The following is a 17,001-nucleotide window of genomic DNA, read 5'->3' as shown; positions in this document are numbered from 1 at the left end:
CTTTTTCTCTAGCAATTTATCTAAGTTGGCGGCGATTTCTATGCAGCAAAGCAACTTGTTATGTCCTCAAGTACGTTGATGTCATCCGCCAGTGAACGTCGGCGGGTGGCCTTTGTGTTGCTGCCTGGTTTTTCGCTGTTGGCCCATGCGAGCGCTATCGAGCCGCTGCAGATGGCCAATCAGCTAAGCGGGCAGATGCTTTACCACACCGTTACGTTAAGCTTAACCGATGAGCCTGTGCGCAGTGGCGCACAACTTTCCTTACTCGCTCAACATGTCTTAGGCGCGCCGCTTGGTCCGCTTGATATGCTGTTGGTATGTGCCCCTACACCACTACCCTATGCACTGCCCGCCAAGCTAAATGAGTGGCTGCGCAGTCATCAGGGCAGAGGTGTGGCTATTGGTGGCCTTGCGGGAGGCACGGAAGTGCTTGCCCGTTGCGGGCTATTAGAAGGCTACCGCGCCACATTGCCCTGGCAGCGCTTCGATGCGTTTGCACAGGCTTATCCTCAGGTCACGCTTTCTCAGCAACTGTTTGAAATTGACCGCGATCGGATAACTTGTGCCGGTGGCACTGCGGCAATGGATATGATGCTAACGCTGATTGGCAAGCATCACGGCCAGCGCCTTGCCGAGCAGGTTTCAGAGCAGTTCGTTTGTGATCGCATTCGCTTAGCCGATGAACGCCAGCATGTACCACTGCGTAATCGCCTTGGCCATGCGCCACAAAGCCTGGTAGATGCCGTCACGTTGATGGAAGCTAATATTGAAGAGCCGCTTTCTACGCTAGAGCTGGCCGAGCATTTGGGTATTTCTCGACGCCAGCTAGAGCGACTGTTCAAAAAGTATCTGCAGGCAGTGCCTAGCCGCTATTACTTGGACTTGCGCCTACAAGATGCGCGTAAGCAATTAAGAGAGAGTGATCGGCCGGTAGGTGATATCGCGCTGATGACCGGATTCTCTTCTGGTGCGCACTTTTCTACTGCCTATCGTAATCACTTTGGCATTACACCGCGGGAAGAACGGCTTGGATAAGCGCGGCTTTTCATAATTTACCGTCCCAATACTGAAAGCACGGCGTCTATTGCCCCCCGTATACTGAATCAATCCTTTACTCCACCGGAGGTATCGTCCCATGAGCTACACCCCAAGCCGTCAGGATTTCGATAACTACATGGCGCCAAACTACTCGCCACAACAGATTATTCCAGTGCGTGGCAAAGGCAGCCGCTTGTGGGATCAGCAGGGGCGTGAATATATCGACTTTGCTGGTGGTATTGCAGTGAACTCGCTTGGCCACTGTCACCCGGTGCTAGTGAATGCGCTTAAAGAGCAGGGCGAAAAGCTTTGGCACCTGTCTAACGTATTTACCAACGAGCCAGCACTGGCGCTTGCCAAAACACTCACTGAGCGTACTTTTGCCGATAAAGTGTTCTTGTGCTCATCCGGTGGCGAAGCTAACGAAGCGGCGCTGAAGCTAGCTCGCCGTTGGGCGGTAGACCACCATGGCGAGCAGAAAGATAAAATTATCTCGTTTTATCAGTCTTTCCATGGCCGCACTTTCTTCACCGTGAGTGTGGGTGGTCAACCCAAGTATTCTCAAGGCTTTGGCCCAGTGCCAGGCGGCATTCTGCATGCCAACTTCAATGACCTGGAAAGCGTACGCAAGCTAGTGGGCGACGATACCTGTGCCATTATGGTTGAGCCGATGCAGGGCGAAGGCGGCATTGTTCCCGCTACCCAAGAGTTCCTTCAGGGCCTGCGTGATCTGTGTGACGAACACAACGCGCTACTGATTTTTGACGAAGTACAAACGGGCGTTGGCCGCAGCGGTGAACTTTACGCCTACAAAAATTTCGGTATCACTCCGGATATTCTCACCAGTGCCAAGTCATTGGGCGGCGGCTTCCCGATTGGTGCCACCTTAACCACGGATGCGATTGCGAAATCTCTGGCAATTGGCACTCATGGCTCTACCTATGGTGGCAATGCGTTGGCATCTGCGGTTGCTCTGGCGGCTGTGGAATTCATTGATACTCCTGAAGTACTTAACGGCGTTAAGCATCGTCACGACCTGTTTCGCGAGCATTTAGAAACCATCAACCGCAAATATGGTGTATTTAAAGAAATTCGCGGTATGGGAATGCTGATGGGCGCACAAATGTCGGATGCCTTCGAAGGCCGCGCTAAAGACATTCTGCCGCTGGCTATTGAAGAGGGCGTGATGGCCCTGATTGCAGGTCCCAACGTACTGCGTATGGCGCCATCTTTAGTCATTCCGGAAGAAGATATTGCTGAGGGTATGGCGCGTTTAGAGCGTGCTATTGAGCGGCTAGTTGCCAGCGCATGAGTAGGCAAGAAGCCACACAAGAGGGGGCGTTAAGGATGCTGGTAATTCGACCGGTAACAATGGCTGATCTTCCAGCCCTGGAGCAGTTGGCTGAGCACGCGGTGCCGCGGCTCACCAACCTGCCCGCCAACCGTGATCGGCTTGAGGAGCGCATCGTGCGCTCCCAGGAAGCCTTTAATAGTGAAATAGAGTTCCCTGGTAACGAGCACTACATGTTCGTACTGGCGGATGATGACCGCGAGGAAGTGCTAGGCACAGCAACTATCCGTGCCCAAGCCGGTGCAGCAGAAGCCTATTACACTTACCGGCAGGAAACGCTGATTCATGCTTCTCAACAGCTGAATGTGCGCCGGGAAGTGCAAACTTTGGCGCTTTCTCATGAAGCCTCTGATGCCACACTGCTCTGCGCGCTATCGCTTAATCCGCGCTACAAAGGCACCAGTGCTGAAAGCCTGTTACGCCGTGCGCGACTAATGTTCATTGCTCAATACCCCGAGCGTTTTTCACGCATTCTGGCGGTCGCCTTTCCGGGCTATCTGGATGGTAAAAACGAATCGCCTTTTTGGGAAAGCGTCGGTCGCCACTTTTTTGCGCGCAGCTTCCAAGAAATGAATCACATTGCAGGCGTTCGCTCGAAAAGCTTTATTGCTGAAGTGATGCCGCAATTTCCGCTTTATCTACCGCTGCTAACGCCTCAGGCACGCGCTGCCATTGGCCGAGAGCATCCCGCCCATGAAGATGCACTAGCAGAAATGCTGGCAGAAGGCTTTGTGCGCTCTCGCCATGTCGATATTTTCGACGCAGGGCCGATTGTAAAAGCCGAGCGTGAGCGATTGGAAACCTTCCGTCGTGCTGCCTGGCATCCTGTCAGGGTACGCCCTGAACACGCACTGCCCGATGCAGAGCCAGCGATGATTGCCAACCAAACCTTAGGTGATTTCCGCTGTATTGTGGCGCGTTATGCGCTTTCGCCTACTGGGCAATTAATGCTTTCACCACAGCACGCTAAACGGTTGGCTGTTGAAGAGGGGCGCGCGGTGCTGGTAGCGCCGTTAAGCCTGCCAGGCGCGGTAGATGCGCTTGATGAAGGAGAAATGTAATGCGCATTCGACCCATTGCCCGAGACGATTTGGATGGGCTCCAGGCGCTTGCGCAACAGGCAGGCGTTGGCTTTACCTCACTGCCGGATAACCGTGAGTTTTTGGCTGGAAAAATTGAAGCCGCTGCCCGTGCCTTTGAAGAGCGCACGCCAGCCGATGATCGACTCTATTTCTTTGTACTGGAAGATGAACAGAGCGGAGAATTAGCGGGCTGCTGTGCTATTGAAGGCCAGGTAGGTCGTGAAGTGCCGTTTTATAATTACCGGTTAGGTACATTGGCGCACTCCTCGGTGCAGTTAGACTTACACCGTACAATCGACACGCTATTTTTAAGCTCTGATCATACCGGCGATGCGGAAGTATGCTCGCTGTTCTTACGCCCTGAATATCGCGGCGAAGCAAATAAGCACCTACGTAATGGCGCGCTGCTTTCCAAAGCTCGCTGGCTGTTTATTGCTCAGTTTCGTGACCGTTTTCCGCAAAAAGTGCTGGCGGAAATGCGCGGTGTGTTTGATGAGAATAACACCAGCCCCTTTTGGGAAAGCCTGGGTAAACACTTTTTTCCCATGGACTTTAGTGAGGCTGATCGGTTAACCGGGCTAGGCCAGAAAAGCTTTATCGGTGAGCTGATGCCTAAGTTCCCGATCTACACCACCTTTATGTCTGAAGAGGCACGTGCCTGTATTGGCCAAGTGCACCGCCATACTCGGCCAGCCCTTGAAATGCTTAAGAAAGAGGGACTGCGCTGGGAAGGCTATATCGATATTTTCGATGGTGGCCCCACGGTGGAAGCCTATATTGACGACGTGCGAGCGATTCGCAATTCGCAGCTCTGCCAAGTGGAAGTTTCTCAAAACGCTCCCGACGAAAGCGTCAGCCGCTGGCTGGCAGCCTCTACTGAGATGCTTAACTTCACCGCCAGTTGGATAGGCCGAGGACCCAGCGAGGAAAACACCATCGTGCTTAACCCGCAAGAAGCGGACCGCCTGGGTGTGACGACGGGTGACCACGTACGCTTATTGGAAACCTAGTTTTTCAAGAACCGTTTTTCAAGAACCGTTTTTCAAAAATAGCCTTTCAAGAACAGCTTTTCGAGAACAGCTTTTCAAGAACGGTTTTAAACAGTCTTTCAGAATAAATATACATAACAAGCTCGCACAACAAGCACGCATACGGGAAGGAGATAAACATGCACGCCCAACAGCAGCAACTGATTAACGGCGCCTGGGTAACGGGCGATGCCGATACCTTCACAAAGCACGACCCGGTTTCAGGAACACTGCTTTGGCAAGGTGCTTCGGCCTCAAACGCACAGGTTGGCGCCGCTATTGATGCCGCGCGTGTGGCTTTTCCTGAATGGGCGCGCACTACGTTTGCTGAGCGCCAAGCACTTGTTGAGCGTTTTGTTGATGTACTTACCGCCCGTCGTGAAGAGTTAGCGGTAGCGATTGCCTCTGAGACCGGCAAGCCGCTTTGGGAAGCACGCACTGAAGCTGGCGCGATGGTCGGAAAGGTGGCGTTGTCTATCAAGGCTTATCATGAGCGCACTGGTGAGCGGGAAAAAGAAGTGGGGAGTGCGAAAGCCGTACTGCGCCATCGCCCCCACGGTGTCATGGTGGTCTTTGGCCCCTACAATTTCCCTGGCCACCTGCCCAATGGCCATATGGTACCCGCGTTGCTCGCCGGTAATACCGTGGTGTTTAAGCCTAGCGACCAAACCCCGCTGACCGCCGATTTAACCCTGCAGTGCTGGGTGGAAGCGGGGCTGCCTGCAGGGGTGATTAACTTAGTGCAGGGTGGTGTCGCTGTAGGCCAAGCCTTGGCAGCGCACCCCGGCATTGACGGCCTGCTGTTTACTGGCAGCGCTAAAGTGGGTGGCATGTTGCAGCAGCAGTTCGCCGGGCAGTTGGATAAAATCCTGGCGCTGGAATTGGGCGGCAACAACCCGCTGGTGGTGAAAGATGTCGATGACGAGCGTGCTGCTGTACTGACTATTCTGCAGTCGGCGTTTTTATCCGGTGGTCAGCGCTGCACCTGCGCCCGCCGTTTGATGGTGCCGCAAGGGGGCGTTGGCGATCGCCTGATCGACGCGCTTTCCGACGCTATCGCCAAGCTACACGTGGCAGGGCAATTTGAAGAAGCACCGGCGGCGCCGTTCTATGGCGGCTTGGTCAGCGTGGCGGCTGCCGATGGCTTGCTTAAGGCGCAAGACGAGTTGGAAGCCCTGGGCGGTACGGTGATTAACCGGATGCAGCGCCTTAAAGAGAACACCAGCCTGTTAAGCCCGGCGCTGATTGATGTCACAGGGTTGGACGTGCCCGATGAAGAACATTTCGGCCCACTGCTGAAAATCCATCGTTACAGCGATTGGGATGAAGCGTTAGCCCTTGCCAACGATACACGCTACGGCTTGTCTGCAGGACTCATCGGTGGTGATAAAGCTGACTGGGACGACTTCCTGCTGCGCATTCGTGCGGGCATCGTGAACTGGAACCGCCAAACCACTGGGGCTTCTGGCGACGCTCCCTTTGGTGGCGTAGGTGACAGCGGTAACCACCGCCCCAGCGCTTACTATGCGGCGGACTACTGCGCTTACCCAGTGGCGTCAATGGAGGCCGATAGCTTGGAAATGCCGGAAACGCTGCCGCCAGGAGTCAACCTATGAGCGACGTGGTTAATAACAATGTGGTTAGTAACAGTGTCAGAGAAGTCAATTTTGACGGCTTGGTCGGGCCCACCCACAACTACTCAGGGCTGGCTCATGGCAACGTGGCGTCGATGAGTCATGGTGGCCTGGTGTCCAACCCTAAAGAGGGCGCACTGCAAGGGCTTCTGAAAATGAAGTCACTGATGGATGCTGGCTACGCTCAGGGCGTATTACCCCCTCAACAGCGCCCTGATGTGGGCGCATTACGGGATTTAGGCTTCAGCGGTAGCAATAGCGACGTGCTGAACCGTGCCGCCAAAGAGGCACCCCAACTGCTGAGGGCGGTCTGCTCAGCTTCCAGTATGTGGACGGCCAACGCAGGCACCGTTACCCCGAGTGTTGATGCGCCTGACCGCCGAGTGCATTTTACGCCGGCTAACCTGCAGTCCAGTTTTCATCGCTACCTCGAGCCGCAAACCACCGGCCGTGTGCTGCAGGCTATTTTCCATGATGAGCAGCACTTTGCTCATCACCCGGTACTGCCAGCAACGCCTGCTTTTTCTGATGAAGGCGCGGCCAATCACACCCGGCTATGCGGGGAACATGGCGAACCAGGCGTTCACCTTTTTGTGTATGGTCGTCAAGCATTTGGTGACGTGCGTAGCGGCGAACGTGAGCCAAAACGCTTCCCTGCTCGGCAAACCCTGGAAGCCAGTCAAGCAGTGGCCCGCCAGCACGGGCTAACGAATGCACAAACGGTGTTTGCTCAGCAGCATCCGGATGCTATCGATGCGGGTGTCTTCCACAACGATGTCATTGCCGTGGGTAATGGCCCCGTATTGCTCTATCACGAAATGGCCTTTTTGGATGAAGCGCGCACCTTAGATGAGCTGCGTAGCAAAATGTCCACACCACTGATTCCTGTGCGGGTGTCGCTAGATGCGGTGAGTATGGAAGATGCGGTAGCGTCGTACCTGTTTAACTCCCAGCTCCTTTCCAATCCGGATGGCACCATGACGCTGGTCGTGCCCAGCGAATGCCAAGAGCGTGACGCGGTTTGGCGCACGATCCAGGACTTTATTCTGGCGGGCAATAATCCGATTAGTGATGTGGTCGTTAAAGATGTTAAACAGAGCATGCGCAACGGCGGTGGCCCCGCTTGCTTGCGCCTGCGGGTTGCCCTATCCGAAGCCGAACGGGCAGCGTTGACCGGCCGCGTATTAATGAATGATGCGCTGTACGGTGATCTGACTGCTTGGGTCAACCGTCACTACCGTGATCGCCTTGCGGCAGATGATCTAGCCGACCCTAAGCTCGCTACAGAAGTGCTCACGGCGTTAGATGAGCTGACGCAATTGCTAAAAGTGGGATCAGTTTACCCGTTTCAGTTGGGGTAAGAAGTACACCCAGCAAAAACGCCAAGGCACAGCCTTGGCGTTAATCGTATATTACTACAACTTATTGGTCTTGCAGGTTTTTTATTGCGTGGTAAGCCTATGGCGCACCTGCAATGTTCTCGGCTCAGGGAGAGTGGTTAGGAGGGGAGTGGTAGTATTCGCTAAGTGCTCTAACGACTAACCACCAAAACTAGAGATCGATATTTTGAAAAAAGTATTAATGAGTGCCTGCCTCTTAGGGAAAAAGGTTCGCTATGATGGTGGAGCTCTTCCCGTGGCTGACCAGATTATTGAGCAGTGGCATTCTGAAAGGCGAATCGTTTCTGTCTGCCCTGAGGTTGAGGCGGGGATGAGTATTCCCAGACAGCCTGCAGAGATTTTTGAAGGCAGTGGTCAAAGCGTAATAAATGGCGAAGCCGATGTGATTGAAAAAGAGGGAGCCAATGTCACTGCCGAGTTTTTGGCGGGGGCTTCCGTTGCTCTAGATTTATGCCTTAAATTTAATATAAACGTCGCGGTACTCGCTGAATCTAGCCCATCATGCGGAAGTTCCGCTATCTATGATGGCAGTTTTTCCGGTAAAAAAGTGCCAGGCATGGGAGTAACCGCCGCACTGCTCCGCCAGCATGGTATACGGGTGTTTAATCAGTATGAAATAGCGGAAGCCAATCAAGCGCTTCTCGCTAAACATGATGATTAAAGCGTCGAGAGCTAACCAGAGGCTCCCTAGCACTCGGTGTACCGCGTCTTATCGGCTTAATATCCTACGGTAAATGCCTGTTGAATATGTGTTGGCGTTTCTGCTTCATCAAGCATCGCCACTGCAAAATCCTCCATTGAAATACGCGATTCCCCGTTCTTATCCATGACAAGAGTGTCCGAGCCAAGACGAAAGGTGCCTGTCCGTTTTCCAGGGACGAGCATGGCGGCAGGAGAGAAGTAGGTCCATGCTGTGCGAGTTTCGGCAAGGCACCGTTGATACTGTGCTTGGCAAGCCTTGGCAATTTCTAGTGCCGTTGCCGGTAAAAAGTCGGGGGCGGTTAACACCGTTTCTCCGTTGCGTCCGGGAATTAGCAATCGAGCGGCTCCGCCCACTAATAGCACACGTTGTTCGGCGAGGGCGCTGTTGAGAACCACATCCGTGAGTGTCACCAGCAGCGCTTCCTGCCCCTCTGGTGGGCGAACAGCGCTGATCAATAAATCCTGGCCTTCGACCACCTGCGCTAGCTGGCGCGGGTCTGATATATCGGCAACACAGCAGTTTGCCTCAGCAGGCAGCTTATGACGCTGACTTTCAGCTCTTACTACGCCTGTGACGTGATGTCCCCGCGCTAACGCCTCACTCAACATGCGTGTTCCGACGTCGCCTGCGGCACCGAGTATAGCGATTTTCATGATAGTTATTCCTTGGTTTAGTGGGTCTTGATTGAGTAGATATTCAGTTAGTACGAGAAAGCTGTTTGGCTTTGCCAATATTGAGCAGGAAAATACCTGTGCCAATTAAGACAATGCCTAGGAGTAAGCCCTCCGGGGCGGCTTCTCCCTGCAGGAAGATAGCAACAGGCACCCCCACGACAGCGCCGACGGAACCCAATAAGCTCAGGAATACGGGGCCACCGCTTTTCTGTAGCAGGAACAGTAGAAAGAACTGGCCAGCGAATACTAGCGCTTGGAGTGCAATCAGCATGATGGGCAAGTGGTGTTGAGTTGGAACACGCAACGAAAAGCCTGGTAAGAAGCCTATTCCTAGCAGGATTACAACGGCGGCAATCAGCATGCCGGGGGCCAGAGCACCGCTCGACACACCTGCAGGCCAGCGCAGAGTCCGGTAGATGTTGCCGGTGGCTAAGAGTACTGGGCCAGCCAGGGCAGTCAGAATCCAGAGGTGATTGGCATCAGGTGACGATAGCTTATTGGCTGCTAAGGTGATGGCACCCAACAGCGCAGACATAACACCAGCCGCTCGAATAAATTGAAATTTTTCTATTTTCAATAACAGCGCACCAATGTAGGTGAGCAGCGGCGGTAGCGTAATGATCAAGGCAACGAACCCAGCACCCACATGTGGGATAGCGGAGAAAAAGATCAAGTTAGAGCCAGCCACGCCAAGCAGTGCAGATACGGAGTAGTACTCAACCGAACGCAAGCTAATAGGCGGTAAATGACCACGCAGTGCTGAGACGGCCAACAGAATTAACGCTGCCCCAGTGATTGACCAAAACAGAAATGCGAGTGCAGATAGCTGCATTTCCCCGGCAAATTTAGCCAGGTTTGTTGACAGGCCGAGTAGGGCGCCGCCTGACAGTAGGTAAATCAGTGGTGCAAGCCAGACCCTCTTTGGTGGGTGTGTTGCAATTGTGTTTGATAATGCCATTAGATATGCTCTCAATTAATATCTTGATATCAAGATATATACAGGTTCTCTTGACGTCAAGATAAGTGGGCTGAATGATAATTAGGAGCGCAGTATTTCTATGGATCATGTGGATAGAATTCTTAATCAGTGGCGACAGGAAAGACCTGACCTTAATGTTGCACCGATGGCCACCCTTGGGCGGATTAAGCGACTGAGCTACTGCTTAACCCGTGAACTGGAAAAGACCTGGACAAAGTACGGGCTGAACGGTGCAAGTTTTGACGTTTTGGCGACCCTGCGTCGAGAAGGCCCCCCTTTTGCGTTATCGCCAGGGGGGTTAATGGCTTCCACGATGGTGACCTCTGGCACCATGACTCACCGTATCAACCTGTTGGAAAAGGCTGGTTTGATTGAGCGGGTCAAAAACCCAGAGGATGGGCGCGGTTTTTTGATCTCTCTTTCACAGCGTGGATTTGAATTGATTGATGAGGCGGTTACCGCTCATGTGGAAGCGCAGGCGCAACTGGTGAGTGGCCTGAGTGAAGAACAACTGGCGCAATTAGATGCTCTGCTGAAGCAGTTCCTAGCGGGATTGGATCAGTAGTGATGTGTGCCATAACCGCTTACACATCGATATATGCTGCGCCCATTTGTTAAAGCGTTGAGGTGTTGGAATGAGCGAGCAGATATATCTCGAAAAGTCACTCAGCGTTGCGGTTTATCCGCCATTAAAGCGGGCGCTTGGTGTTGTGGACACTACCTTGCCTATGGTCGCCGTTGATGCAGGCTGCGGAGCAGGGCGCGATGCACTATTCATGGTAGAACACGGCTATACAGTGCATGCCTATGATAAAAGCGATGCAGCGATAGCGCGTCTGGAGGAGGATGGAGGGCGTTATATTCATCAAACTCTATTTCCTAACGTGTCCTGCTTTGAACAGTTTGTGTATCCCAGAACTGCGCTCATTAATGCATGCTCAAGCCTGTTTTTTTGTGACCCTGGGCTATTTGCCAGCGCTTGGCAAAACCTTACGCGTTCACTACTGAAGGGCGGTGTATTTTGTGGCCATTTCATGGGGCCTGATGACAGCTGGGCAAAAATGGGGCGAGGAGATTTATCGATACACACCTATTCTGACATCCAAGCGCTTTTTAAGGATGCGTTCGCCCTGGCCGGTGATGTTGGCGGGCTGGGGCGTTAGCAGGTATATGGCAGTTGATAGAGCGTGTATTCCAGATCATACGACTCACCGCTGCTTGGAATCTAACTCTGTATTGCTCTATTCATGAACGCAGCGAAGTTCTGGGGTAGGCTGCACCTATATTTGTATTATCAAAGGCCTTACACCCAATGAGTACCCCGAGTCACCACTTTTCAGATGCTGAGAAGCGCGGGTTATACCGCGCCATTTATGAACGGCGCGATGTGCGTTCACAGTTCTTGCCCGACCCGATTGCCCCGGAAATTCTGGCCAAGCTTTTAAAGGCAGCCCACCATGCTCCCTCGGTAGGCTTTATGCAGCCCTGGGATTTCATTGTGATCGAAAGCCGCGAGGTTAGAGCGGCGATAGTGGCGATGTTCGAGCGAGAAAACCAAAAAGCCGCTGAGCGGTTTGAGGGAGAACGCAAGGAGCGCTACAAAGGATTGAAGCTCCAAGGCATATTAGAAAGTCCGATTAACCTCTGCATTACTTGTGACCGCAGCCGGGGAGGCCCCCATGTGCTAGGGCGCAATAGCATTGTGGATACCGACCTATTTAGTACGTGTTTAGCCGTGCAAAACCTCTGGCTGGCAGCGCGGGCAGAGGGCATTGGTGTTGGCTGGGTAAGTATTCTTGACCAAGATCAGCTAGGCACGGCGTTGAAGTTGCCTGAACATGTTTATCCGTTGGCTTATCTTTGCCTTGGCTACGTCAGCACGTTTTTAGATCAGCCCGAGCTGGAGGCAAAAGGGTGGCGCTCCCGGCTTTCATTAAATGAGTTGGTGCACAGCGATGGCTGGGGCGGTTCGTTGGCAGAAAGCCCGCTTTTAGCTGCTTTGCAAGAACACGAATAGCCGAGCTTTTGAGCGGTGGGGCGTTCGTGAGTGTCTGCGTTGATTTGCTGTCGTTGTGATGGGGGCTCATCAACAGAATAATCGAGGCTCAAGGAAAGGAGCAAAACACTCATGTTGAATCGAAAGGCTAGCGCACCTCGGCACGTGAAAGGCACAGTGGGGCGGTCACTGGTCATAACGCTGACATTTTTTGCGCTACTGGCCGCCGTGGTCGTCAGCGGAAAGCTACCTATGTGGTTGCTGTTCATCTACCTAGCGGTCAGCGTGGTGACATGTCTTACTTATGTGGTAGATAAATCCGCCGCACAAAAAAACGCGCAGCGGATTTCCGAAAATACCTTGCATGTGTTGTCACTATTGGGCGGCTGGCCTGGGGCAATGGTTGCACAGCAATGGCTTCGCCACAAAACACAAAAGCGCGCCTTCAGGCGTATATTCTGGATGACTGTTTTGGTCAATCTGGCGGTGCTAGTTAGCTGGACATGGGCATAATCTGCTAATGACTTATTCTGTTAACGTTTATCGCCTACGCTAATAGCAGACTGCTTTTTACGCACCGATAAAGGCACCGCGATGAGCCATGCATTAACCGGGCATAACCGCCCACAACAAGTGATTGAGGCAATTCAGCAGGTGAATGCGCCGCTCAATGCAGCGCACCGCCAAGCAAAGTACGCCAAAATGGCCGTGTCTCCCTACCGATTCTTTCGTGGAACTAATCACTTGTATTGGCAAGACGTTTGGCACGACTGGCGCTTTGCGCTATTCGGTGGATGGCCTAATACCCAAACGTGGCTTCAGGGCGATGCGCACGTTTATAACTTCGGCGCTTATGGTCATCACGATGACCAAGTGCGCTACGGTATGGATGACTTCGATGACGCGTTGATAGGTGACTATCAATACGATGTATGGCGGTTGGCGATCAGCGTGGTACTGGATAGCCGTGAAAACGCCGCGTTAAGTTCTAAAGCGACGAATAAAGCGCTGAAAAAGCTGTTAGAGGGGTATATCCATACGCTAGCTGTTTATAACCAAGAAGCTTATGAAAAAGATAAGCTGACAAACGAGCAACCCATTGAAGCGGTGACTCTGGATAGCGCCAAGGGACCATTGAAGGCCTTCATGGGCAACGTCGCAGATAAGCAGAGTCGGGCGCGTATGCTGGAAAAATGGACAACCCTCGATAGTCAGAAAGGGCGCATGTTCGCTGAACGTTCTGGGAAGCTTGCGAACTTACCAGCAGATGTCGCCAGCCAGCTGCGTCGTTTGATTGAGCAAGAATATCAACAGACGTTACAGCACCCGATCAAAGAGAGTGACCCAAAACATTTTCGTGTCAAAGACACCGTTCGCCGCCTTGATGCGGGAACGGGGTCGTTAGGCGTAGAGCGTTATTATGTTTTGATTGAGGGTGGCGCGGATCATGAACACGACGACGTTATATTAGATGTTAAAGAACAAGTAGCACCGGAAGCTTATGGCTTAATGAATAAAGCCCAGCAACAGGCGTGGCGAAAGTTATTTCCTAATGAAGGCATTCGCCATGCAGCGGCATTTCATGCCATTGCCGAACACCCCGATGCCTACTTGGGTTGGCTGACCATGAATGGAAAAGTTTTTTCGGTGCGGGAGCGCTCTCCGTTTAAAAAAGATGTGCCTACTCATAAGCTTTCAGGGGGAAAGTCTTACCGTAAATTAGCGCGCCAATGGGGTGAAATTCTCGCACGTGAACATGTGCGCGGTGCTCAGGCGCTTCACCGTGGTCAGTCAGCACCATTTGCTAACGCGGTATGCCAACGTTTAGAAGGTCGCGAAGCGCAGTTTATTGAGGTAGTGACGACCCTGGCAATTGCCTATGCCGACTGTGTATCTCAAGACTATAAGGTGTTTGTGGAGCACTTTTTGAAGACAGATTCTGCTTAACAATCCACGCCGTTAACGTTCATAGTGTTTGCTGTTTACTGAATAAAAAGCCTTTATCTTCAAGAGAGTCTTCCCAAACAACACAGCGGTTTCGCCCGCTGTGTTTTGCTTGATAAAGTGCCTCGTCGGCAAGTCGTAGCAATGTCTTGGGGTCTTGGGTGTGATCAGGGTAAGTGGCGATACCGCAGGAAAGCGTGATCTGCCGAAGCGGTATACCCTGATGAGCAAATGCCGCTTTCGAGATGGATATTAGCAGTGCTTTTGCTCTGGATTCGGCAACAGTTCGCGATGTGGCAGGCAGCAAGGCAACAAATTCCTCCCCACCAAAACGACAGATGACGTCGAGATCACGTAGATGTTGTCGCAGCAACTGTGCAATATCCACCAGAACGGCGTCTCCTGCATCATGACCAAAATCGTCGTTGATCTGTTTGAAATAGTCCACATCCAGCATCAGTACAGAGAGTTGGCTGGTAGGCTGTCGTACTCGCTGGCACTGGTGCTCAAATGCTGAGTCGAAGTGGCGACGATTATGCAGACCCGTCAATGGATCTTTGCGGGATAGGCTATCTAACTCCTGAACGAGTCGGTCAAGATCAGCGGTACGGGACGCTACTTGTTGCTCAAGAGTTTCATTTGCAAGGGCAAGTTGTTGTTGAGTATGGCGATAGTGCCACAGAAAAATAGCAGCGTTGGCGACAGTGAAAGCTAATGTTCCATAGCTTAAAGGAACGCTGCGCCAGGCTACAAAACCATGGGCGACGGCCATGTCGGCTAACAGCAGTGGGGCGAAGAAAGTAAAACTCACTACTAGTAGTCGCTGCTCCACATTCAGCCATTGAAAGCGCATGAGTGCTAGCACCAACATGACAGGGAGCGAGATGGCTAGCATGACGTCAAAGATGGGAAAAGTAAGCGAAAGACTGATCACGCCCAACAAAACTAAACCCATAGCGAAAACGAGGTATAGCAGATGGGTAACCCATAGCCGTGTGATCCAGCGTTTGGCCGTGCCTTCCAGCCAGTTGCTGAGTAATAAGCCCAATGCCACTGGCAGTGTATAGTAGCTGCCCGCTCGCAACATGTCCCAACCCAGAGCGTCATCTGAAATTAGCTGGCGAGCAGGAGTTTCAGCAAGCAACATCAACCCTGAAGCATAGGCAAACAGCGCAATGGCACCAAAGCCTTGGCGTTGTGGCCCTATCAACGCGAAAATAGTTGCCAGAATTGCCAGCACCAACACCAGCGCACTCACGCCAAGATCCTGAGCGGAGTCGTGAATAACCTGATTTAGTACATCACTACGTTCCATCACTTGTATTTGGCCCCATAGACCAATGCTGGTGTAGTAAGAGTAGAAGCGAAAAGTGAGCAATTGCCCGGCAGCATCGTCGGGTAAGTCGATCATATGCCAGGGCCAACCTGCAAAGCTCCCCTTACCCTGGGCGTCAAACTCGCCGTATTGGTAAATAAGTTTGTCACCTAGATAAACCTGTCCGATAAGATTCATGCTAGTGATGAAGAGAACTGGATCGTTCCAGTCTCCGGCGGGTAGCGTCGTGCGTAACCAGAGATGTTCGTGCCCCTCGCGGCCAGGCGGGTTAAGTGGAGAATCAATCGCCTGCCACTCGCTTGCGTTGCTGTGCAGCCATAGAAGGCGGTTATTTGAATCCTGCGGAGAATCGCCCCAGCGATATTCCCAACTTTGCAGTGGTTGTGGCGGGGAAGCAGCGAAAAGCCCGCTTGGAAGCATCACAAGCGTGGTCAGTATTAGGAGCAGCTGAGTGTAATGACGTATGGCAAGCCAACGAGGCAGCATGATGAACGTCTAATCCTCTGATTATGATCCTTCTTCTTGTAAGTACTTCAATCAAAGCTTACGAGTTGATTGAGGCGCACATGAGGCAAACAGCAAAGATTCTTCCCAGTTTAACTAAAAATATGCCTAAGGCGATGGTTGTTTCGTCAACGTTAATAAATGTTTCTAGGGAGTGGCGAAGTGAGCTGGGCCTCTGCTGGCCCAGCCTGGGCAGGTTTTGCGTCGCTGATAGAAATAGCTGATAGAAGTAATTGGTAGAAATAGTAACTAGCGCAGTATTATTAAAAGCATACTTTTTAAGTGGATGCGGCGCCGCCTACGATGCCGCTGCGGAAGCCGCTCTCGCTGCTGTTGCGATTTTTGAGATGGTTGGTGACAGTATCTTCAGGTGATCCTGCCATTTCGCGGAACATACCCATTGAGCCCAGTAGAGCAGAGGACTCGTAAGGCACGAATACCCGCTCACCATCTTTCGCCATGTTGGGCAGCCCTTTGATATAGCTTTGGCCAAGTAGATAGCCAACTACGGTGCGCTTGTTCTCTTCGCTATCGCCGATGGCACTAAGCACGAGTTTGATGGATTCCTGCTCACCTTGAGCGCGTAAAATCGCCGACTCTTTATCCCCCTGGGCGTTAAGAATGGCCGACTCACGCTGTCCTTGAGCCATTGCAATGGCTGCAGACTTTTCACCTTCTGCTTCTGTCACTGTGGCGCGGCGTTTACGTTCAGCAGCCATCTGCAGGCGCATCGCAGACTCTACCTCTTCTGGCATGGCGATATCCTGCACCTCTACCCGGGAGATTTTGACACCCCATTTGGAAGCGGGCTCTTCCATCGCTGCCTGGATTTCATTGTTAACTTCGGCACGAGACTCAAACAGTTTATCTAGCTCCATCTTACCGACCACTGAGCGAAGCGTGGTTTTAGCCAAAACCTCGACTGCTTGGCTCATATTCTCTACTTCATAGACAGCTCGTTTAGGGTCGATAATTTGATAGTAAAGCGCGCCGTTGATCCTCACGGTGACGTTATCCGTGGTGACGACTGGCTGGCCCGGGAAGTCCATGACCGTTTCACGGCGGTCAATGCGGATTTCATCGCTGGTAATGGCTGTGTAGTCTTCGCCCATTTTGCGATAGCGCAGCATTGTGATCGCGCGTGGCTGCTCAATAAACGGAATAATGATGTTGATGCCGCTTTCAAGTACGCGATGAAACGAACCTAATCGCTCAATCACCATCACTTCTGACTGGCGAACAATGACCAATCCTTTCGAGATGATGAGCACGCCAATAACGACAATAATCAGGCTGATAAGCAGGCCTGGGCTAATTGATAAATCCATGAGG

The 17,001-nt window shown here is 52.4% G+C and carries 16 protein-coding genes; 12 read left to right on the top strand and 4 right to left on the bottom strand.

Annotated features, from left to right (window positions below; genetic code table 11):
• Positions 1-60 precede the first annotated feature (60 nt).
• The 7 genes from J4377_RS13105 (at position 61) to J4377_RS13075 (ending at position 8,194) form a co-directional block, all read left to right on the top strand.
• Positions 61-1,035, top strand: a complete 975-nt coding sequence (locus tag J4377_RS13105) for a GlxA family transcriptional regulator (RefSeq protein WP_174412707.1) — start codon at positions 61-63, stop codon at positions 1,033-1,035.
• Between the two features lie 100 nt (positions 1,036-1,135).
• Positions 1,136-2,350, top strand: a complete 1,215-nt coding sequence (locus tag J4377_RS13100; protein WP_095603918.1) for an aspartate aminotransferase family protein — start codon at positions 1,136-1,138, stop codon at positions 2,348-2,350.
• 35 nt (positions 2,351-2,385) lie between these two features.
• On the top strand, positions 2,386-3,450 hold the full coding sequence (locus J4377_RS13095) for an arginine N-succinyltransferase (RefSeq protein ID WP_038477333.1): 1,065 nt from the start codon (positions 2,386-2,388) through the stop codon (positions 3,448-3,450).
• On the top strand, positions 3,450-4,481 hold the full coding sequence (gene astA / locus J4377_RS13090) for an arginine N-succinyltransferase (RefSeq protein WP_038477330.1): 1,032 nt from the start codon (positions 3,450-3,452) through the stop codon (positions 4,479-4,481). Before J4377_RS13095 ends, astA begins: the two co-directional genes overlap by 1 nt.
• A gap of 158 nt (positions 4,482-4,639) precedes the next feature.
• On the top strand, positions 4,640-6,115 hold the full coding sequence (gene astD / locus J4377_RS13085; protein ID WP_120386522.1) for a succinylglutamate-semialdehyde dehydrogenase: 1,476 nt from the start codon (positions 4,640-4,642) through the stop codon (positions 6,113-6,115).
• Positions 6,112-7,494, top strand: a complete 1,383-nt coding sequence (astB, locus tag J4377_RS13080) for an N-succinylarginine dihydrolase (protein WP_253485852.1) — start codon at positions 6,112-6,114, stop codon at positions 7,492-7,494. Before astD ends, astB begins: the two co-directional genes overlap by 4 nt.
• A gap of 205 nt (positions 7,495-7,699) precedes the next feature.
• Complete coding sequence (locus tag J4377_RS13075; protein ID WP_231657554.1) at positions 7,700-8,194, top strand: DUF523 domain-containing protein; 495 nt, start codon at positions 7,700-7,702, stop codon at positions 8,192-8,194.
• Between the two features lie 56 nt (positions 8,195-8,250).
• Here J4377_RS13075 and J4377_RS13070 read toward each other — a convergent pair whose 3' ends face one another.
• The gene (locus J4377_RS13070; RefSeq protein WP_253485851.1) at positions 8,251-8,889 is read right to left on the bottom strand and encodes an NAD(P)-dependent oxidoreductase; all 639 of its coding nucleotides are present in this window, start codon (positions 8,887-8,889) and stop codon (positions 8,251-8,253) included.
• A 43-nt stretch (positions 8,890-8,932) separates the two neighbouring features.
• On the bottom strand, positions 8,933-9,868 hold the full coding sequence (locus J4377_RS13065) for a DMT family transporter (RefSeq protein ID WP_253485850.1): 936 nt from the start codon (positions 9,866-9,868) through the stop codon (positions 8,933-8,935).
• Positions 9,869-9,968: 100 nt separating this feature from the next.
• On the opposite strand from J4377_RS13065, the gene J4377_RS13060 reads away from it, so the two are divergent.
• The 5 genes from J4377_RS13060 (at position 9,969) to J4377_RS13040 (ending at position 13,832) form a co-directional block, all read left to right on the top strand.
• Positions 9,969-10,454 carry a MarR family winged helix-turn-helix transcriptional regulator gene (locus tag J4377_RS13060; protein WP_253485848.1) on the top strand — a complete coding sequence of 162 codons (486 nt, stop codon included), beginning with the start codon at positions 9,969-9,971 and terminating at the stop codon, positions 10,452-10,454.
• A 70-nt stretch (positions 10,455-10,524) separates the two neighbouring features.
• Positions 10,525-11,052: a class I SAM-dependent methyltransferase gene (locus tag J4377_RS13055; protein WP_253485847.1), complete on the top strand. Its 528-nt coding sequence runs from the start codon at positions 10,525-10,527 to the stop codon at positions 11,050-11,052.
• A 149-nt stretch (positions 11,053-11,201) separates the two neighbouring features.
• The gene (gene bluB, locus J4377_RS13050; protein ID WP_038477298.1) at positions 11,202-11,906 is read left to right on the top strand and encodes a 5,6-dimethylbenzimidazole synthase; all 705 of its coding nucleotides are present in this window, start codon (positions 11,202-11,204) and stop codon (positions 11,904-11,906) included.
• 111 nt (positions 11,907-12,017) lie between these two features.
• Entirely contained in the window at positions 12,018-12,398 is a 381-nt protein-coding gene (locus J4377_RS13045; RefSeq protein ID WP_253485846.1) for a DUF1294 domain-containing protein, read from the top strand.
• Between the two features lie 81 nt (positions 12,399-12,479).
• Complete coding sequence (locus tag J4377_RS13040) at positions 12,480-13,832, top strand: DUF2252 domain-containing protein (protein ID WP_231657549.1); 1,353 nt, start codon at positions 12,480-12,482, stop codon at positions 13,830-13,832.
• Positions 13,833-13,851: 19 nt separating this feature from the next.
• On the opposite strand, the gene J4377_RS13035 is transcribed toward J4377_RS13040, so the two are convergent.
• Positions 13,852-15,651 carry a GGDEF domain-containing protein gene (locus J4377_RS13035; RefSeq protein ID WP_253485845.1) on the bottom strand — a complete coding sequence of 600 codons (1,800 nt, stop codon included), beginning with the start codon at positions 15,649-15,651 and terminating at the stop codon, positions 13,852-13,854.
• 296 nt (positions 15,652-15,947) lie between these two features.
• Complete coding sequence (locus J4377_RS13030; RefSeq protein WP_120387345.1) at positions 15,948-16,997, bottom strand: SPFH domain-containing protein; 1,050 nt, start codon at positions 16,995-16,997, stop codon at positions 15,948-15,950.
• Between the last annotated feature and the right edge of the window lie 4 nt (positions 16,998-17,001).

This window comes from Halomonas sp. XH26, from assembly GCF_024138895.1.
Classification (GTDB): Bacteria; Pseudomonadota; Gammaproteobacteria; order Pseudomonadales; family Halomonadaceae; genus Vreelandella; species Vreelandella alkaliphila.
The sequence above is the reverse complement of the archived record's forward strand: the minus strand, read 5'-3'. Positions and strand labels throughout refer to the sequence as shown.